18 protein-coding genes are annotated in these 19,679 nt (G+C 56.6%); 13 read left to right on the top strand and 5 right to left on the bottom strand.

Annotated features, from left to right (window positions below; genetic code table 11):
• Window positions 1-3 precede the first annotated feature (3 nt).
• The gene (locus FQ179_RS20875; protein ID WP_149399388.1) at window positions 4-720 is read right to left on the bottom strand and encodes a 2'-5' RNA ligase family protein; all 717 of its coding nucleotides are present in this window, start codon (window positions 718-720) and stop codon (window positions 4-6) included.
• Window positions 721-934: 214 nt separating this feature from the next.
• Between FQ179_RS20875 and argE the strand changes: the two genes are divergently transcribed.
• The 9 genes from argE to FQ179_RS20920 all read left to right on the top strand — a co-directional run bounded on the left by argE (window position 935) and on the right by FQ179_RS20920 (window position 11,473).
• Window positions 935-2,083, top strand: coding sequence for an acetylornithine deacetylase (gene argE / locus FQ179_RS20880; protein WP_149399390.1), 1,149 nt, complete (start codon window positions 935-937; stop codon window positions 2,081-2,083).
• 42 nt (window positions 2,084-2,125) lie between these two features.
• Window positions 2,126-3,730 (top strand): ABC transporter substrate-binding protein, encoded by a 1,605-nt coding sequence (locus tag FQ179_RS20885; RefSeq protein WP_149399392.1) that lies wholly within the window; start codon window positions 2,126-2,128, stop codon window positions 3,728-3,730.
• Window positions 3,731-3,735: 5 nt separating this feature from the next.
• Entirely contained in the window at window positions 3,736-4,707 is a 972-nt protein-coding gene (locus tag FQ179_RS20890) for an ABC transporter permease (RefSeq protein WP_149399394.1), read from the top strand.
• Window positions 4,708-4,716: 9 nt separating this feature from the next.
• Window positions 4,717-5,634: an ABC transporter permease gene (locus FQ179_RS20895; protein ID WP_149399396.1), complete on the top strand. Its 918-nt coding sequence runs from the start codon at window positions 4,717-4,719 to the stop codon at window positions 5,632-5,634.
• 9 nt (window positions 5,635-5,643) lie between these two features.
• Window positions 5,644-7,389, top strand: a complete 1,746-nt coding sequence (locus FQ179_RS20900) for an ABC transporter ATP-binding protein (protein WP_149399398.1) — start codon at window positions 5,644-5,646, stop codon at window positions 7,387-7,389.
• Window positions 7,390-7,606: 217 nt separating this feature from the next.
• Window positions 7,607-7,855 (top strand): GlsB/YeaQ/YmgE family stress response membrane protein, encoded by a 249-nt coding sequence (locus FQ179_RS20905; RefSeq protein WP_149399400.1) that lies wholly within the window; start codon window positions 7,607-7,609, stop codon window positions 7,853-7,855.
• A 342-nt stretch (window positions 7,856-8,197) separates the two neighbouring features.
• Complete coding sequence (locus FQ179_RS20910) at window positions 8,198-8,566, top strand: YkvA family protein (RefSeq protein WP_149399402.1); 369 nt, start codon at window positions 8,198-8,200, stop codon at window positions 8,564-8,566.
• Window positions 8,559-10,007 (top strand): DUF2868 domain-containing protein, encoded by a 1,449-nt coding sequence (locus tag FQ179_RS20915; protein WP_149399404.1) that lies wholly within the window; start codon window positions 8,559-8,561, stop codon window positions 10,005-10,007. Before FQ179_RS20910 ends, FQ179_RS20915 begins: the two co-directional genes overlap by 8 nt.
• A complete protein-coding gene (locus FQ179_RS20920) occupies window positions 10,004-11,473 on the top strand; it encodes a GTPase/DUF3482 domain-containing protein (RefSeq protein WP_149399406.1) in 1,470 nt (489 codons plus the stop codon). The genes FQ179_RS20915 and FQ179_RS20920 overlap by 4 nt, the downstream gene beginning before the upstream one ends.
• A gap of 177 nt (window positions 11,474-11,650) precedes the next feature.
• Here the strand turns inward: FQ179_RS20920 and FQ179_RS20925 are convergent, their stop codons facing one another.
• From FQ179_RS20925 to FQ179_RS20935, 3 genes are read right to left on the bottom strand one after another with little or no spacing between them, the layout of a single operon-like run.
• Window positions 11,651-12,157 carry a TPM domain-containing protein gene (locus tag FQ179_RS20925; protein ID WP_149399407.1) on the bottom strand — a complete coding sequence of 169 codons (507 nt, stop codon included), beginning with the start codon at window positions 12,155-12,157 and terminating at the stop codon, window positions 11,651-11,653.
• A gap of 20 nt (window positions 12,158-12,177) precedes the next feature.
• A complete protein-coding gene (locus tag FQ179_RS20930; protein ID WP_149399409.1) occupies window positions 12,178-13,095 on the bottom strand; it encodes a YgcG family protein in 918 nt (305 codons plus the stop codon).
• Window positions 13,095-13,706 carry a LemA family protein gene (locus tag FQ179_RS20935; RefSeq protein ID WP_149399509.1) on the bottom strand — a complete coding sequence of 204 codons (612 nt, stop codon included), beginning with the start codon at window positions 13,704-13,706 and terminating at the stop codon, window positions 13,095-13,097. Before FQ179_RS20935 ends, FQ179_RS20930 begins: the two co-directional genes overlap by 1 nt.
• A gap of 241 nt (window positions 13,707-13,947) precedes the next feature.
• Here FQ179_RS20935 and FQ179_RS20940 point away from each other — a divergent pair, with 241 nt between their 5' ends.
• The 4 genes from FQ179_RS20940 to FQ179_RS20955 all read left to right on the top strand — a co-directional run bounded on the left by FQ179_RS20940 (window position 13,948) and on the right by FQ179_RS20955 (window position 18,489).
• Window positions 13,948-15,462: a DEAD/DEAH box helicase gene (locus FQ179_RS20940; protein WP_188074678.1), complete on the top strand. Its 1,515-nt coding sequence runs from the start codon at window positions 13,948-13,950 to the stop codon at window positions 15,460-15,462.
• 40 nt (window positions 15,463-15,502) lie between these two features.
• A complete protein-coding gene (locus tag FQ179_RS20945) occupies window positions 15,503-16,132 on the top strand; it encodes a LysE family transporter (RefSeq protein WP_149399411.1) in 630 nt (209 codons plus the stop codon).
• A 35-nt stretch (window positions 16,133-16,167) separates the two neighbouring features.
• Complete coding sequence (locus FQ179_RS20950; protein ID WP_149399413.1) at window positions 16,168-17,775, top strand: peptide chain release factor 3; 1,608 nt, start codon at window positions 16,168-16,170, stop codon at window positions 17,773-17,775.
• A 75-nt stretch (window positions 17,776-17,850) separates the two neighbouring features.
• Window positions 17,851-18,489, top strand: coding sequence for a hypothetical protein (locus FQ179_RS20955; protein WP_149399415.1), 639 nt, complete (start codon window positions 17,851-17,853; stop codon window positions 18,487-18,489).
• A 381-nt stretch (window positions 18,490-18,870) separates the two neighbouring features.
• Here FQ179_RS20955 and bfr read toward each other — a convergent pair whose 3' ends face one another.
• Window positions 18,871-19,341: a bacterioferritin gene (gene bfr, locus FQ179_RS20960; protein WP_149399417.1), complete on the bottom strand. Its 471-nt coding sequence runs from the start codon at window positions 19,339-19,341 to the stop codon at window positions 18,871-18,873.
• Window positions 19,342-19,679 lie beyond the last annotated feature (338 nt).

Consider the following 19,679-nt stretch of genomic DNA (forward strand, 5'->3'; position numbering starts at 1 on the left):
CCGTCAAACCAGGGGCACGCGAGCGATGACTTTATAGTAAGAACCTGTTTCATGGGGCTGCGAAGCTACCAGCACGCATTGCTCGGGCTTCCAGGTAAAAGCCGGACGATGCAGTGCGCCAAGGTCAGCCAGGCCTGCGCGACGCAGCAGTGAAACGTGGGGACGAAACCCCACAGCCGTGCCACGCGGTCGTGTGTTAGTCGGCGCCCCGCGTGTTTGTGCTCGGCCTGTCTGTGTATCGCTTGTCTGTGTCTGGCCTGTATGTGGACCGCGTGTCTGTGCTTCGCGTGCTTGCTCGCTGCCTGTCGATGCCCCGCTTACCGCATGACCATCCTGCTTTACGGCAATGGCAGGCTGCGGACGCTCCCACCCCAGAGTTTGAAGATTACGCCACAGCCCCTCGTACAGGGCATCGAGCCACTGCATGCATTCGACATCATCGGCGCCTGGCCCCGCCCACACAATGCGCGGCCCCTGAAAGCGGCCGAATCGGCTCAAGACGACCTGGCCTGAAGGTGCCTGCCATGTGGGCGCCGCCTGCACTAGCTGCTGAACCCTGTTTTGGGGCGTGCTACCCAGAAACGCCAGCGTAAGGTGCAGCGTATCTTCGCGCATCATGCGCCCGCCACAAAGTGCATGCGCGTCATGCACCCATGCCATCATGGTGCTGGCATCTTGCGGGGTGGGCCACAGGGCGAAAAAAAGACGTTGTGATTTCATACGCTGATTATCATGGGGATTACCCACCCTTTGCAATTCAGTTATCCCTCACTACACTGACCGCTTGCCGCAAGGCACGATGGCGGCGCAGCCTGCGCCTGTATTTGCGCCCAAAAGGCCATACCGCACCGGTGCCGCAATGCGGCTAAGCAGAAAAAGCAAAAAAAGCAAAAAAAGCCGGCCCGTATACACATAACTACGGAGAATCTCTGCAGTGAAGCCTCAATCGCTCGAAATGATCACCCGCCTTGTCGGGTTCGATACCGTATCCCGTAACTCCAACCTCGAGCTCATCCATTACGTTCGCGACTACCTCGCCACGCATGGCGTACAGAGCCATCTTGTGGCCAGCCCAGACGGTGCCAAAGCCAATTTGTTTGCCACAGTAGGCCCTCAAGTTGAAGGCGGCGTGGTCCTGTCAGGACACACAGACGTCGTACCCGTAGATGGCCAGCCCTGGACGACCGATCCCTTTACCGTTACCGAAAAAGACGGCCGCCTGTATGGCCGCGGCACGTGTGACATGAAGGCGTTTACGGCCGTTGGTCTGGCCATGGTGCCCGACTTTATCGCACGGGGACTGAAGCGGCCCATACACTTTGCGCTCAGCTACGACGAAGAGATAGGCTGCTTTGGCGCCCCCTCGATGATAGACAGGCTGGTCAGTGATATTCCCAAACCTTCGGCCGTAATCGTGGGCGAGCCTACCAGCATGCGTTCCATCGTGGCGCACAAAGGCATTGCAGTATTGCGCACCACCGTCATCGGCCATGAGGCGCATTCCAGCCAGGTACAGCGCGGGGTAAGCGCCGTCATGACTGCCGCACGACTGGTGGCCTTCATCGAAGACATGATGGCCGAGAACAAGGCAAACGCCGACCCAGGCTGCACCTTTGTGCCGCCTTACACCACGCTGCACGTAGGTGTCATGCAGGGCGGAACAGCCGTCAACATTATTTCGCGAGCATGTACGTTTAGCTGGGACATACGCACGTTGCCGGGCGACGACTGGCATACGTACCTGACCCGGTTTCAGGCGTTCGCCAACACCCTGTTGCCAGCCATGCAAGCCATATCGCCCCAGGCGTCCATTACGACGGAAGTGCTCGCCGATGCACCACCGCTTCAGGACCAGGGTGGTGAGGCACAGGAACTGGTCTTTGACCTGTGCGGACATCGCCACACCGATGTGGTGCCCTATGCCGCCGAGGCCGGCCAGTTTCAGGAACGCGGCTTTGATGTGGTGCTGTGCGGCCCGGGCTCTATAGACCAGGCGCATCAGCCCGACGAATACATCGATATAGAACAGGTAAGCGCCTGCGAACAGTTCATGGAGAAACTGGCAGACCGCCTGGCAAACTAATAACACACCGACGGCAACGTCTTATAAGGCAGGAGACAAACAATGAAACTGCAGAAACTTATCGGGCACACGGCAATCGCCGCCATGCTCGCACTGACCGCTGGCGCAGGCCACGCTGCTGAAGGCAAAACCTTCAAGTGGGCCTACCAGGGCGACATGATGTCGCTGGACCCCATGTCACTGAACGAAACCTTTACATTGGGCCTGCAAGGCTGGTTTTACGAAACCCTTGCGGGCTACGACAAAGACCTGAAGCTAGTGCCCCAACTGGCTGAAAGTTGGGAAAACACAGAGCCCACCAAATGGGTGTTTCACCTGCGTAAAGGGGTCACCTTTCATAACGGCAATGCGTTTACCGCTGATGATGTGATTTTTTCATGGAAGCGCAGCCTGACCCAAGGCTCCGACATGAAGGGCTATGGCGCCAAAGCCGCTGACATCAAGAAAATCGACGATCACACGATTGAAGTGAGCACGCCCACGCCCAACCCGATTTTGCCCCGTGACTGGACGTTTCTGTACATCATGGACAAAGAGTGGGCCGAAGCCAACAAAACGACCGAGGCCAGTAATGTGAAAGGTGGCGAAAGCGAATACGCCACCATGCATGCCAATGGTACAGGCCCCTTCATGGTCGTGGAGCGCCATCCCGACGTAAAGACAACACTCAAGCGTTATGACGGCTATTGGAACAAAGATATGCCGAGCAACGTCACAGACGTGATTTTTCAACCTATCACTCAGGAGTCCACGCGGGTCGCGGCGCTGATCTCGGGCGAGATGGACCTGGTCATGCCTGTTCCGGTGCAAGATTGGCCACGTCTTGAAAATGAGAAAGACGTCAAAGTACTGAACGAACCTGAGGCGCGCGCCATCTTCATCGGTATGGATCAAGATCGCGATGAACTGCTGTTTTCAAGTGTAAAAGGTAAAAATCCGTTCAAAGACAAGCGCGTGCGTGAGGCCGTCAACCTTGCCGTGGACACCAAGGTGATCAACCAGAAGATTATGCGCGGTGCTGCCAATCCGCTGGGCTCACTGGTTGCCAACAAAGTTAACGGCTACGACGATTCATACGGCAAGCCTTATGTCACCGATGTCGAAAAGGCCAAGAAGCTACTGGCCGATGCGGGCTACCCAGACGGTTTTAGCGTGCAACTCGATTGCCCCAATGATCGTTACGTTAACGACGAGAAGATCTGCCAGGCTGTCGCCAGCATGCTGGCCAAGGTAGGCATCAAGATTGACCTGTTGGCGCAGACCAAGTCTAAGTATTTTGCCAAGATCTTGCTGCAGGCCGGTAACGAAACCAGCATGTATATGCTGGGCTGGACACCAAGCTCGATCGACGCGGCCAACATACTTACCAACCTGGTCAACTGCCGTGACGCCAAGGCTGGCATGGGCCAGTTCAACCTGGGCGGCTACTGCAACAAAGAGATCGACGCACTGTCCGCCAGAATCGATGTCGAAACTGACCAGGCAGCACGTAACAACCTGATCAAAGAAGCCTTCACCATGCTGCGCAATGACTATGGCTATCTGCCGCTGCACCAGCAGCCGATGTCATGGGGTGTACGCTCAGGCATCAAGGTGTCTCAACGTGCCGATGACGTGCTGGATATCCGTAACGTAATCATGCCGTAAGCGTCATGTTGGGTTTTATTGGCCATAGGTTGCTGCAATCTGTTTTCGTGATGCTGGCCGTCGGCCTGATCGCGTTCAGCATGTTCCGTTATGTGGGAGACCCGATCAGCAACATGGTCGGGCAAGACACCACCATGGAACAGCGGGTCCAGCTGCGTGAGCAGCTGGGGCTGAACGACCCGTTTCTGGTGCAGTACGTTCGTTTCATCAAAAACGCCGCGCAGGGCGACTTTGGCATTTCGTATCGCCAGCGTCGCCCTGTAAGCGAGATGATACGCAGCCGCATGCCCGCCACATTAGAGCTATCGCTTGTTTCGGCAATGATGGCCTTGTTTCTGGGCATACCCATGGGTGTGTACACCGCCCTGCGCCGCAACGGGGTGTTGTCCCGATCATTCATGACGCTATCGCTGATCGGCATCTCTTTACCGACCTTTTTGATCGGCATACTGATGATTCTGTTGTTTGGCGTGATACTGCGCTGGCTGCCCAGCTTCGGGCGTGGCGAAGTGGTGCAGATTGGCTGGTGGTCTACCGGATTTTTGACAAAAAGCGGCTGGCAATCGCTGATTATGCCGGCCTTTACGCTAGCCTTATTTCAGATGACGCTGATTATGCGGCTGGTGCGCGCCGAAATGCTCGAAGTACTGCAAACTGATTTCATCAAGTTTGCACGCGCCCGCGGCCTGCCTGAACGCATGATTAACTTCAGGCATGCGTTGAAGAATACGCTGGTGCCTGTTATTACCATTACTGGCCTGCAGCTTGGCGCGATTATTGCGTTTTCCATTATTACCGAAACCGTCTTTCAATGGCCGGGCATGGGCCTGTTGTTCATCCAGTCTATCGGTGCGGTCGACATACCTGTCATGTCCGCCTATTTGCTGATGATCGCCCTGTTCTTTGTCGTTATCAACCTCATCGTCGATCTGCTTTATTTTGCCGTTGATCCGCGCTTGCGCGTACAAAAGAGCTGACTGCTGCGTATGTCTCAAAATGCCTTTTCTCGCGCCTTTCAAAGCGATCTGTTTTACAGTTTCAGCCACTCGCCAACCGCCATTATTTCGGCTGTTGTAGCACTTGCCATTTTTTTTGGTGCGCTGTTTGCCCCGCTGATTGCACCCCACCACCCGTTTGACCTTGCCTCACTCGATTTGCTCGACGCAAACCTGCCTCCTGCGTGGAACCCCGACGGCGAGGCGCGCTTTTTGCTCGGTACGGATGATCAGGGCCGTGACATGCTCTCGGCGATTTTGTATGGCGCGCGCATTTCACTGCTGGTGGGTTTTGCCTCGGTATTTTTTTCGCTGGTTGTGGGCGTGACGCTTGGTTTGATCAGCGGCTATGCAGGTGGCCGTATTGACGCCTTTATTATGCGCATCGCCGATGTACAACTTTCATTTCCAGCCATTCTCATCGCGCTGCTCATTGACGGCATCGCACGCGGGCTGTTGCCACGCGACCTACACGACACGCTGGCACTTTATGTGCTGATCTTTGCCATTGGCATTTCGGGGTGGGTGCAATACGCGCGCACCGTGCGCGGTGCCACCATGGTTGAACGCAATAAAGAATACGTGCAGGCGGCGCGACTGATCGGCATGCGCCCCTTCACCATTTTGCGCAGACACATTCTGCCCAATGTCATGGGGCCTGTGCTGGTGATTGCCACCATACATCTTGCCATTGCCATCATCACCGAAGCCACGTTGTCATTTCTGGGCGTCGGCATTCCCCCCACCACGCCGTCTCTGGGTACGCTGATTCGCATTGGCAACAGCTATCTGTTTTCGGGCGAGTGGTGGATCACAATTTTTCCGGGTGTTGCCCTGATCTTGCTGGCGCTATCGGTCAACCTGCTGGGCGACTGGCTGCGCGATGCACTCAACCCCAAGCTACGCTGAGTATTGCCCATGTCATTGCTCGATATTGAAAGCCTGCGCATTGAGTTTTTTAGCCGTCACGCACAACTTGTCGCGGTGCAGGATGTAAGCCTGTCGCTTGAAAAAGGCGAAATTCTGGGCGTAGTGGGTGAATCGGGCGCCGGTAAATCTACCATTGGCAATGCCGTCATCGGCCTGCTTGAACCCCCCGGAAAAATGACGGGCGGCAAGGTGCTGCTGGACGGCCAGCGTATAGACCAATTACCCAAACAGGCATTTCGCAAGATACGCGGGCGGCGTATTGGCATGATTTTTCAAGACCCGCTCACCTCGCTTGATCCATTGCAAACCATTGAGCAGCAACTGGTCGAAACCATGCAGGTGCATCTGGACATGACAGCGCATCAGGCCAGAGAAAAAGCGCTAATGCTGCTGGAGCAGGTCGGTATCGAGCATCCCGAGGCGCGCCTGCACCAATACCCGCATCAGTTCTCAGGGGGCATGCGTCAGCGCGTGGTGATTGCCCTGGCGCTGTGCTGCGAGCCCGAGGTGATTATTGCCGACGAACCGACGACAGCTCTTGATGTGTCCATACAGGCACAGATTCTCGACCTGTTGCGCAAACTGTGCAAAGACCATGATGTAGGCATGATTCTTATCACACACGATATGGGCGTGATTGCCGAGGTCACTGACCGGGTGGCCGTACTGTATCGCGGCAGGCTGGTGGAGCAAGGCCCGACACTCAAGGTACTTGGCGAACCAGAGCACCGCTATACAAAAAGCCTGATCTCGGCTGTACCTCGATCTAACATCAAGTTGCGCCGATTTCCGATGGTGACCTATATCGAAGACGTGCAGGCACCTGTCGACCATACACGGTCGGAGCAAGCCTTGCAGTGGCTGCGTGAACACCGTAATTTCGATCAACATGCCGGTCGCGCACTCATCGAGGTTAAAAATCTGGGCATGCGTTTTATTTTGCGCAATGCCTTCTTGCCGCGCAATCGGCTGTCGCTCGATGCCGTCAAAGACGTCAGCTTTAACATTCAAGAAGGAGAAGTGTTCGGCCTGGTGGGTGAGTCAGGCTCGGGCAAGTCTACGATTGCACGCCTTATCGCCGGCCTGTACCAGGCAAGCAGCGGCACGGTCAGCTTCGACGGCGTCAACATCACCGGGTTAAAAGATCACAAAGCGCTGAATGCCTTTCGGCGGCAGATCCAGATGGTGTTTCAGGACCCCTTTTCTTCTCTCAACCCACGCATGCGTATTCTGGACATCGTGGCAGAGCCCATTCGTTTCCATCGGCTTACCCACAGCGAGACCGAAACACGTCAGATTGTCACGGGCCTGCTCGACTACGTAGGGCTGGGCGCGCAGGCGCTTGCACGCTTTCCCCATGAGTTTTCAGGGGGGCAGCGCCAGCGTATAGGCATTGCCCGTGCATTGGCCACACGACCCCGTTTTCTGATTTGCGATGAGCCCACCTCGGCGCTTGATGTGTCGATACAGGCGCAGATACTGAACCTGCTGAAAGACCTGCAGGAAACACTGGGGTTGACCATTATGTTTATCAGCCATGACCTTCCGGTAATACGCCAGATGTGTGACCGTGTGGGAGTAATGCGACAGGGCAAGCTGCTTGAGGTGGCCGACACCGAAACGCTTTTTTCCAACCCGACGTCTGATTACACACGGCATTTGCTCTCGCTGATGCCCACCCTGGATTACCTGTCGCGAGAGGGGCTGGAGCTAGAGCCAGAGCCGGTTTCCTGAGCTACGTGGTGCGAAGGGGCATGGACGATGTGTGGTATTTATCGACGATGTGCTAACGCGTTCTTTAAGCTGAGCGCATACAAAAAGTAACGATTTGATGTTGCCCAAGGCGCACGAAATTATCGCCATCCCCCTATGATAAGCACGCAGGAAGCACTGCTGCGGTACGCAATGCCGCCGTGTTATTCGATTGACAATTTAGAAGAAGGAAAACGCTATGGGCTTTATCAGCATGATCGTGGTTGGCTTTATTGTGGGTCTGCTCGCACGCGCACTTATGCCGGGTGATCAGAAGCTTGGCATTATCATGACCATTATTCTCGGTATTGTCGGCGCAATAGTCGCTGGCTACCTCGGCGCCGCTCTTGGGTTTTACCAGGCCGGAGAAGGGGTAGGCTGGATAGCCTCTATAATCGGTGCGATCATTGTGCTTTTCATTTATGGCATGATCGTCAAGAAACGCTAAGTTTCGACTAAAAAACAAGGCTCGCCTAAACCGGCAATACGCTGCTTTCTGTTTGAGCTTTACGCCCCGCACACTTGGCACTGCCCGGTGTGCGGGGCGTTTTCTATAGGCCATGCGACGCTAGGCCACGTCGTTGGCCCATACACAGCGCAACACGATTCGTTCACGTATACCGTCTTGCAGTGCGTGTCGACCGGCCCTATTATTTGGCAGCTGTGATTTGGCTCAAATAATTTAGCTCAAATAATTTGGCTGCAGTCATTTATAGCCCGTGCGACCACCACGTGCAGGACAGATTTAACCCTATACAATAAGCCGGTACTTACTCCTGACGGAGATATCATGACCAACACCCATTACCAACGTGCCTATTCGCCGGCCCGGTTCTGGAAAAAGATAGGGCCTAAGGCAATTGGCATCGGCCGTGCCACCCTGGAAAAAGCGCTGTACCTGTTTTATGCGGCGCAAAGCCCGTCAACGCCCAAATGGGCCAGACGCGTTATGTATGGCGCACTGGGGTATTTTATTTTCCCCCTGGACGCCATCCCCGATCTGGCACCTCTTGTCGGGTACACCGACGACATTAGCGTAATGGCCGCAGCACTGGCCACGGTCGCCTTTTACATCACGCCCGAGATCAAACAACAGGCACATCAAACCCTGGACAAATGGTTCGGCAAACCTGCAAGCGCCCACATCACGGATGTCTGACACACCTCACGCACACCCCAACGCACGTCCACGATTCGGCCAACTCTGGCTGGCTGAATCGTTACGTCTGCGTGAAACCCTATGGGGGCCTCTTGAAGACACCAGTGAAGTAAGACGCGCACGCAGCGAAGGCCGCAACTTCACTGAAAGGCTGATTTTGCGAGCGCAATACCTGGCGCAGCGCGAAAAACTCGACCAACTTATCGCACGCTGGTCAGTCGCATCGCGGCTGACGCTTGGGGGCATGGCGTTAATCGCAATCTTTGCGGGCATAGCCGCGGCGCTGGGCGCACTCGGCGACGGCACACGGCCCGTTAACGTCAACCTGGCGCTGGCTGCCCTGCTGGGGCTCAATACACTCACCTTTGTCCTGTGGCTGCTCAGTTTTTTTATCTCTGGCGGCGGATCATGGCTGGGCGAGTGCTGGCTCTGGCTTACACGCAAGCTGGCACGCGGGCCTGATGTGGCGCTGGCCCCACGCGCGCTGGTTGAGGTGCTGGGCCGCAACAGTGCCATGCGATGGCTGTTTGGCACGATCAGCCATGGGCTATGGACCATCGGCCTCTCGGCCATGCTGCTAACCATGGCCACCGTACTCGCCACCCGACGCTACAGCTTTAACTGGGAAACCACCCTGCTTTCGCCCGATGCCTTTGTCACCCTCACCACGGTGTTGGGCTGGTTGCCATCAAAGCTGGGGTTTGCCATGCCTGCCGAGGACATCATCCGTGTCAGCGATGGCCTGCAAGCACTGCCACCCACGGCTTACGCCTACTGGTCCAGCTGGCTCATAGGCTGCGTGGTGGTTTACGGGCTGGTGCCGCGTGCCATTGCAATGATCGTAAGCGGGCTGATGGCACGCCGCAAGCTTGCCGCCATTACATTGGACCCCAGCCTGCCTGGCTACGCTGAACTGCGCGACCGCCTTGAGCCCTTCAGCGAGCATACTGGCATCGACAGCCCGTCCACACCTGGCTTTCAGGCACATGTCATACACCAAGAGCAGCCCGTCCACCGGCCAGGGCAATCTGTATTGGTCGGTATTGAGCTGGCACCCGACATGGTGTGGCCGCCTCCTGGGTTTCCCGGTCATGTCGCCGACCTGGGCATTATTGACAGTCGACAGCAGCGCAAGACACTGCTCGAACACTTGCAGGCCTGCCCACCCGGCCGGCTGCTAATGGTATGTGATGCCCGCCAAACGCCCGATCGCGGCACGATCGCATTGCTGGCCGATCTGGGCACCCTTTCTGACACGCCGCAAGTCGTGTTGTATACGGGTGGCGGGCAAAGCAGCCCTAACGAAACAAGACGCGTAGGCATGTGGCGCCAGCGCCTCGCCGCCGCCGACTTCCAGCCCGAACAAATACAAAACGACCTGCGCAGCGCCATCGAATGGCTTTCTGACACCACACCTGTCAGGCAGGAGCCCAGGCCATGACAACATCCGCCACCTCCTCCCGACGTGTATTGCGCCTCGCCGTGGTTGGGCACACCAATACCGGCAAAACCTCGCTGCTGCGCACCCTCACACGTGATGCCGGCTTCGGGCAAATTGAAGACAGTCCGGGCACCACCCGCCACGTTGAAGGCACCCGGCTTCTGGTCGAGGGCGCAGTCGCCATTGAGCTCTTCGACACACCCGGTATGGAAGACGGCATTGCCCTGCTCGATTACCTCGAACGGCTCACGCCACCGGGCCAGCGCATGGACGGCCCAGAACGCATACAGCGGTTTCTGCAAAGCCCCGAAAGTGAGCGCCGTTTTGAGCAAGAGGCCCGCGTGCTGCGGCGCCTGCTCGACTGCGACGCAGGCCTGTACGTCGTCGACGTTCGCGACCCGGTGCTGGGCAAACATAAAGACGAACTGGCACTGCTGGCCAGTTGTGGGCACCCGTTGCTGCCCGTGCTTAATTTCACCAATAGCCGCGAACAGCGTCTGGGCGCATGGCGGTCAGCGTTGGCCCGTCTCGGCCTGCACGCCATGGTCGAATTCGACACGGTGGCTCCTGCGCTTGATGGCGAGGCACAACTCTATGACAAGCTCGCATTGCTCATGGATGAACACGCTGGCTTGCTGGTGGAGCTAAAGCAAGACGTTACACGCCAAAAACAGGTACGCCATGAAGACGGCCTGCGCCTCATTGCCGAACTCATGGTTGACGTGGCGGCGTGGCGGGTGTCGGCCGAGCCCGGTGAAGAAGAGATCAAGGCCGCCACCCAGGCGTTGCGCCGCCAGATCCGCGATCGCGAAGCCGCCTGCGTCAGTGCCTTGCTCAAGCGCTATAACTTCAGCAGCCGCGACTTTCCCGCCCACACACTGCCACTGGAAGGCGAGCGCTGGGGCATGGACTTATTTCACCCGCAGGCCCTCAAAGACTACGGCGTCCAAATTGGCAAAGGTGTCGCAGCTGGCGCCATGGCGGGCGCAACCCTAGATGTGTTCACGGCAGGTCTTAGCCTGGGTGCAGCCACGTTGCTGGGCGCCGCCGCTGGCGGGCTCTGGCAGGGTGCCGACAGGCTAGGCAAGCGCATTATGGGGCGCATGCGTGGGTATCAAGAACTAAGCGTCGACGATGCTGTGCTGCGTTTGCTGGCCATACGGCAGCTTGCATTGCTGCACGCACTGGAACGGCGGGGGCATGCTGCACAAACACCGATAAACATTGAACTCGACCCGATGACAGCAGCCAGTGCAAAACCGGGAGCCAGCGAGTCTGATCTTGATTTAGCCCACGACAAAGATTTTCAGAGACAGCTTGAACGCTGGCGCAAGCAAGATCTGCCTGAGGTACTGGTAGAAGCCCGAAGCCAGCCGCAATGGTCAGCGCTGTCTGAGCACTATGAAAACCAGTCTCGGCGCAAACAGGCTGTACGCACATTGGCGCAAAAACTGGGGCAGGCGTGAGTGCGGGCGGCGTAACCCGGGATTCATTCACATACAGGTCGTGACGCTGCGCAATGCGGAGCGTCACTGCACACATATCGGCCCCGGCATCTGGGCTCGGTAACCTGGCGCCAGCTTCAGCAGCGTGGCGCGCAGCGAACAGGGCGCAGCATCGAGCACACCACACGGGCCTCAAGATCAGAGCAATACAGGTGTGTTGGGTAAGTCGTCGGTGTTGCGGCCGCCTTCAGGCACTGGCGGGCACGCAGACTTCAGAATAATTTCGATAGTGTCGATGGCGGCAAACAGACCAGCCTCGTAGCGCTGCTGCACAAAACATTGCTGCAGCCCCGCACACACAGCGGCCCACTGCGCGTCAGACGCCTTGACGCCGCGGTCAGCGATAATCTGCATATATTGTCGGTCAAGCGCCAGGTAAAGCAACACACCGGTGTTTAACGGCGTATCCCATACATGCAACTTGCCAAACACTTCGAGCGCGCGCTGTTCAGAATCTGCCTCATGAGACGGGCTGACGGCTTCAATTGCAACCACCAGCTCGCCCGTGTGGCTGATCTCGCTTTGCCGGATGCGCTCGGCCAGGCGATCGAGCATGGCCGCGTTGAAATGCTTGCGGCGCAGCCACTGCCCGGCCAGGCTGGACCAGCCCGTTAGTTTTTTCCAGTTGTCTCGTCTTGAGGACATTACGATTCCTTTACCTGCGCCTACCAACTGCCCGAGGCGCCGCCGCCGCCGCTGCTGCCGCCTCCACCGCCGCCGAAACCACCACCACCTCCAAAGCCACCACCCCCGCCAAAACCGCCTCCGCCACCAAAGCCACCGCCGAATCCACCACCACGTCGCGATGCGCGCCCCACTTTACTGGAACTGCGTCGGCTGCGCCCAACCAGGCTAAGTATCAGCCCGACGAAAGCAGCCACCATGGCCGCCAGCACATTGTTAAACAAAAAATAAACAAAAATACCGGCCATAAAAGGCGCGATAAAAGGCGGCATGAGCGTGGTCATGAAAGCAATGGGAAGCAGCATAAAGCTTGCTTCGGAGTCTGAGTCATTGCTGGCAGATGCAGGTGCGGGTGCTGGCAACGGCTCGCCGTCGATAAGTTTGGCCAGGCTTTCAACCCCGGCAGTAATACCGCCGGCATAATCGCCAGCCTTAAAGCGCGGTGTGACCTGTTCACGAATAATGCGGCCAGCCAGCAGATCGGGCACGGCGCCTTCCAGGCCATAGCCCACTTCTATGCGCAAATTACGATCATCTTTGGCCACCACAAGCAAAATGCCATCATCAACTTTTTCGCGCCCGATACGCCACTTATCAAAAGCACGCCGTGCGTAGCTTTCTATGGTGTCTTCACCCGTAGTGGGAACCATAAGCACGGCCAGCTGCGCGCCCTTGCGTTTTGCGACGTCTTCGCTGATCTGCTCAAGATGAGTGCAGGTGTTTGAATCTAGCGTGTTTGTTGTGTCGACAACCCAACTGGTGAAGTCGGGCACGGGTACCGGCGCTGCGAGCGCCGGCCTGAGCGTCAGAAACAGACAGGCCACACACACCAGTAGCCAGCTGGCTGACAACAGGGTCAGGCGACGAGCAGCGAACAATGGCGAAGTGGTGGCAGTCATCAGGGTTTGGCGGGGCTAGTGATATCAAACTTGACCTCGGGGTCACGCGTGATCTCGGCCTGCTTGGATACGCCGTAGTTTTCCATGGTGTGATAGCCAAAAATCTTGGCCGTAATAAGTGTGGGAAACTGCCGCACGATCAGGTTGTAGTCGCGCACAGCTTCTACATAGCGCCCGCGCTCGGTGGCAATACGGTTCTCGGTGCCTTCGAGCTGAGTCATCAGGTCTCGAAACAACCCATCGCTCTTGAGCTGGGGGTAGTTTTCGGATACCGCTATAAGACGCGACAACGCCGACGTCAGCTGAGCCTGTGCCTGCTCGAAGCGCGCCATAAGCGCGGGGTCCTGGAGATCATCGACATTGATCTGTATGCTGCCGACCTTGGCCCTCGCCTCGGTTACCTCGGTAAGTACGGTACGCTCGTTAACCATGTAGGCGTTTACCGAATTAACCAGCTTGGGTACCAACTCGGCCCGGCGTTCATACTGATTAAGGGTCTGCGACCAGGCTGCCTTGACCTGCTCATCAAGACGCTGAATGTCGTTATAGCCGCATCCTGTGAGCACCGCCGCAACAAAGGGAAACACAAGCAAGAGAAACAGTCTTTTCATCATTCGTAACTCACGAAAACGTATAATGTCCGAATTACAACATACATAGCGTCTGCTACGTAAAGCCTTTACGGAAAATGACGATCTAGGCTACAATTGTCGATTGTGCGTTGTGCCAATCAGCGCGCTGCCTGCAAGCTGTTCTAGTCTTGCCATTGGCTTTTTGCCATATCAACCTTTCACATCGTCTGCCTGATTGGTATCTCTCAACTCGAGCGATAGGCTGTCGCTGGAGTTATTCTTGACTACCCAAATTAAATTTGCCGACCTCGGTCTGGCTGCACCCCTTTTGCGTGCTGTCACCGATGCTGGCTATGAAATACCCACGCCTATTCAGGCACAAGCCATACCACAAGTACTCAAAGGCGGTGACCTGCTTGCCGCTGCACAAACAGGCACAGGCAAAACTGCTGGCTTTACCCTGCCCATTTTGCACCGCCTGCTAGAAACCCCTGCTCCTGCTGGTCGCAAGGCCGGCCAGCCCCGGGTGCTCATTCTTACCCCTACGCGCGAACTTACAGCCCAGGTTGAAGAGTCGGTGCGCACGTACGGCCAGCACACGTCCATACGGTCTATGGTGATGTTCGGCGGCGTCAATATCAACCCGCAAATATCCAGCCTGCGTAAGCCGCTCGATATTCTGGTAGCCACCCCGGGCCGTCTGCTTGACCATGCACAGCAAAAAACCGTTGATCTGTCTGCTGTCGAAATTCTGGTGCTCGACGAAGCCGACCGCATGCTCGACATGGGCTTTATTCGCGATATTCGCCGTATTCTGGCACTTTTGCCAAAGCAGCGTCAGAACCTGCTGTTTTCGGCCACGTTCTCTAATGAGATCCGTGAACTGTCGAAAGGCGTACTCACCAACCCCATCGAAATCTCGGTTGCACGACGCAATACTGCATCAGAACTGGTCGATCAAAACGTGGTGCTTACCGAGCAATCACAAAAACGCGACCTGCTCAGCTTCATGATTCGCGAAAGCGGCTGGCATCAAGTGCTGGTGTTCACACGCACTAAACATGGCGCCAACCGTCTGGCCGAAAAGCTGGTCAAAGATGGCCTGGCCGCCGCCGCCATACACGGCAACAAAAGCCAGGCTGCACGTACGCGCGCGCTGGCCGGCTTTAAAGATGGCAAGGTTGCTGTGCTGGTTGCCACCGACATCGCGGCGCGTGGCATCGACATCGATCAGCTCCCTTATGTGGTCAACTTTGAGTTGCCTAACGTACCCGAAGATTACGTACACCGCATCGGTCGCACAGGGCGTGCCGGCAGTACTGGTCTAGCCACTTCGCTAGTCGACCGCTCCGAGCTCAAACTGCTGAGCGCCATTGAAAAAGTCATCAAGCGCACCATTGATCGCACCACCATATCCGGTTGGTCGCCTGAAATGGCACAGGCAGCCGCCGCACGTGCAAGCGCCGAGCCCCGTGAAGTCGAACGTGACATGGGCCGCAACGCCGGCAACCGTGGCGGCAGCAGCCGCAGTACAAATGGCCGTGGCAACGCTGGCCGTACCACGGGCGCACGCACCAGCACCGACGATCGTCCGCGCCGTTCCTCCGCACCTGGCACGCCGCGCAGTGGCCCATCGACGGCCTCAGGCAGGCCTGGCCGCAGCGGCGCCGCTGCGGGCGGAAACGAAGGTGGTCGCGCCACTACGCGCACCAGCAATGCACCACGCAGCGGCACTGGCCGCACTGATTCCGGCCAGCGTCACACCGGGCAGCGCGCGGCCTTGCTGGGCAAATAAGGCGTATTATTCGACTCCCCCGCTCCTGACACGCTGAATCATGTCACTGTCCACCTGGCTCGCTTTTTTTGCTGCATCCTGGGCGATTTCATTTTCGCCCGGCCCGGGTGCAATCTCGGCCATGGCCTCGGGCTTGAAGCACGGCTTCCGGCGCGGGTACTGGACAACCATAGGGTTGCAAATCGGTCTGCTAATACAGTTTGTCGTCGTGGCCGTGGGCCTTGGCGCACTGCTTGCAGCGTCCGAAACAGCCTTTGGCATCATCAAGTGGCTGGGGGTCGCGTATCTTGTTTACCTGGGGTGGTGCCAGTTTCGCACCGACGCCGCACCTGTAGCGGTGTCTTCAGGTCGCCAGCCACATGTCAGGGTGCGCGAAATCGTAGCGCGAGGCATATTAATCAATGTCACCAACCCCAAGGGCACGGTGTTTCTGCTGGCTGTCGTGCCACAGTTTCTGGATCTGACCAAACCCATGGCCCTGCAATATGTCATTATTGCGGCCACACTCTGTTTTACCGACTTAATCGCCATGGGCTGCTACACCACGCTCGCTTCACGCATGCTTAAGGTGTTTCGCAGCCCTCGCCATGTACGCTGGCTAAATCGCGGCTTTGGCGCCCTGTTTATTCTTGCGGGTACAGTACTCGCCTCGTTCAGCCACCACCGATAACCGGGCTGGCGGCCCTTAAACGCTAAAAATAGTCTATGAGCATTAAACAAGAAGTCGAACGACGACGCACGTTTGCCATTATTTCTCACCCTGACGCGGGCAAAACCACGCTGACCGAAAAGCTGTTGCTTTTTGCAGGTGCCATCCAGATCGCGGGCAGTGTTAAGTCTCGCAAGGCGAGTCGTCACGCCTCGTCCGACTGGATGGAAATCGAAAAACAGCGTGGTATCTCGGTGGCGTCCTCCGTCATGCAGATGGAATATCGCGACTGTGTCATCAATTTGCTCGACACCCCGGGCCACCAGGACTTCTCCGAAGATACCTACCGTGTGCTGACTGCGGTGGACGCTGCGCTCATGGTCATCGACGCCGGCAACGGCGTCGAGCCACAGACCATACGCCTGTTGCAGGTATGCCGGGCACGCAATACGCCCATTATTACGTTCATCAACAAGCTTGACCGCGAAGTACAAGAACCGCTAAACCTGCTTTCAGAAATTGAGTCACATCTGGGCATGGACGCGGTGCCTTTCTCGTGGCCAGTCGGCATGGGCCGCTCATTTGGTGGTGTGTACGATATCCGTCGCAACCGCATGCGCGTATTTCGCGCCGGCCAGGAGCGTCGCGAGGACCACGATGAGTTTATCGATGGTCTCGACAACCCGGCCATTGCTGCACGGTTCGGTGACGCGTTTGCCAAAGCCCATGATGAAATCGAGCTTATCCAGGCAGCCGCCCCCGAATTTGATCTCGAAAAGTTTCTTGCAGGCAAGCAGACGCCGGTATTTTTTGGCTCGGCCATCAATAACTTCGGCGTGCAAGAAGTGCTGGATGCACTGGTCGACCTGGCTCCACGGCCCGGGCCCCGCACCGCACTGCAGCGCATCGTCCAGCCCGTTGAACCCAAATTCAGTGGCGTGGTCTTTAAGGTGCAGGCCAATATGGACCCAGCACACCGTGACCGCGTGGCATTTGTAAGGGTCAGCTCAGGCCGTTTCGAGCGAGGCATGCGGCTAAAAGTGTCCCGCACCGGCAAAGAGATACGACCCAATAACGTCGTGTCGTTTCTATCGCAGCGTCGCGAATTGCTTGATGAGGCCTATGCGGGCGATATCATCGGCATACCCAACCACGGCATATTGCAACTGGGTGATGTGCTTACAGAAGGCGAGCAGCTTCAGTTTACGGGTCTGCCGTTTTTCGCACCCGAATTGTTTCAGGGCGTCGAGGTCAAAGATCCATTACGCACTAAACAGTTGCGCGTAGGCCTGACACAGCTGGGTGAAGAGGGTGCCATACAGGTGTTTCGCCCCGAAATCGCCGGAGGCACATTGTTGCTTGGCGCAGTGGGCCAATTGCAGTTCGAGGTCGTGGCTCATCGCCTGAAAACCGAATACGGTGCCGATGCCCGAATGATGCCTTCCCGTTACAATCTGGCACGTTGGTTTACAGCCGAAGATCCCAAAATATTGCGAAAATTCATGAATGCCAACGCTGCCAACATCGCCTATGATGTCGTCGACGCGCCTGCATTCCTGGCCACTTCCCCGGCACAGCTGCGTGTGGCGCAAGAACTCTACCCCGATATCGCCTTCCATGCCATGCGCGAGCATGGCGGCCAGGTTTTTGGCCAGCATGGGTAAGCCCAGCGAGGCGCTGGTGCGCCCGCCGCTTATAGGCTTGTACACTTGGGGTTGTTTACCAGACCGAGAGCAATAATGTCCTGGCGTTTTATCTTAGCGATTTTACTGATTGCCGCAGGCGCATCTGCCTGGGGCGGTTTACATCTCGGCAACTGGCTTGTGGCTCACGGTCCGTCGTCTCCCGTTGAGTCTACCGATCTCCAGTTAGCCAACACGCCTGTGCTTGATGCCAATGGCCAGCCTTTCATGGCCATGCCGCCTCAGCCATTGGTCAACGGCCGACTGGGTGTGCCAGAGCTTCCCGATCAGGTCGCCTGGCAAATCCCAGAAGCGTCCGTGCGCCAATTGGAAGCCAGCTCTGCCATCCAGCTTTCCACAACAACCATTACTATGGACGTCGCGCGACAAATCGCCCAGGGCGATTTCGATGTGCCAGGCCTGAGTGGTATTGCCGATGTAGGCAATCTGGTCGGTGGCGGTAGTGGCAGGCAGCCATTGCAGCCGGTAGACATGGCACCGCCACCGCCAGCGCCGTCCACAGCTACGCCGCAAAACGATCAGGCATGGCAGGCCAGTCTCAGGCGAGAACTGCAGGCTTGCAGCGCAAAAAGCTTTTTTGATCGTCCCAGCTGTGCATGGGCGGCCCGCAACAAATACTGTGAGCCAAATAACGCTTGGGGCCGTGTAGGCAACTGCCCGGCCAAGACGTTCTAATACGTAAATGCATACAGGCCGTGCTACTTATGGCCTTTATAAGTTGTGGCGGTTAAAGGTTAAAGCCGTTGAAAGGTAAGACCGTTAAACGTCAAAGCCATCGAAAATTAAGACCGTTAAAAATCAAAGCTTTTGAACGTTAAGGCTGTTAAAAGTAAAGGCCTGGGTCCGGTGCAACACCGGACCCAGGCCTTTTAGTTTTTTACGCTCGCATTGACAGCATGAGGACGTATTCGCGAATACCGGTCAGGCCATATCTACACAGCAACCAGCGAAGTTTTCCGGCAATACATTAATGCGCGGCCCCGCAGCGCAGCACTGGGCAGCACGAGACGGGACGGGACAGCACGGCACGGCAAGTTACTTAAATACCCGCAGTCCTTACTCGCCCATTTGGGATTGCAGGTAATTTTGCAGGCCTACGTGTTCGATAAGTTCGATCTGGGTTTCCAGATAATCAATATGCTCCTCAGTGTCATCCAGTATGTGCTGGAACAGATCGCGCGATACATAATCACGCACTGCTTCACAATGCGCCATGGCTTCTTTTACGGTTTCTTGTGCGCCGGTTTCTAGTTTGAGATCACAGGAAAGGATTTCAGGCACGTTTTCGCCGATCAGCAGCTTGTGCAGATCTTGCAGATTAGGCAGTCCGTCAAGCATAAAAATGCGCTCTATCAACATGTCAGCGTGCTTCATCTCGCCAATAGATTCTTCATACTCATGCTTGCCCAGCTTCTTAAAGCCCCAGTGATTGAGCATGCGGGCATGCAAAAAATACTGGTTAATGGCTGTCAGCTCATTCTTGAGTTGCGCATTTAAAAACTGGATAACCTTGGTGTCGCCTTTCATGGCCTGCTCCCTTTATTCATTGATACACACTGCCGCCCGCGATGACACGCGTGCAGCAGCCCAAGACATTAAATGCCTAGACCGTAAGGCTACCATGCTTGCCCGTTAGGCTGACGATTAGCTTGTTGAAAATCAACACCTTATAAACAGGGCTGACAATGAGAATGACTCTGTCTACGAATACTGGGACAGTCTGAATCGCGGCCGTATTTGCTCGGGTATCTGCTCGGGTATCTGCTCGGGTATCTGCTCGGGTATCTGCTCGGGTATCTGCTCGGGTATCTGCTCGGGTATCTGCTCGGGTATCTGCTCGGGTATCTGCTCGGGTATCTGCTCGG

It is taken from the genome of Pusillimonas sp. ANT_WB101, assembly GCF_008369125.1.
Taxonomy (GTDB): domain Bacteria; phylum Pseudomonadota; class Gammaproteobacteria; order Burkholderiales; family Burkholderiaceae_B; genus Allopusillimonas.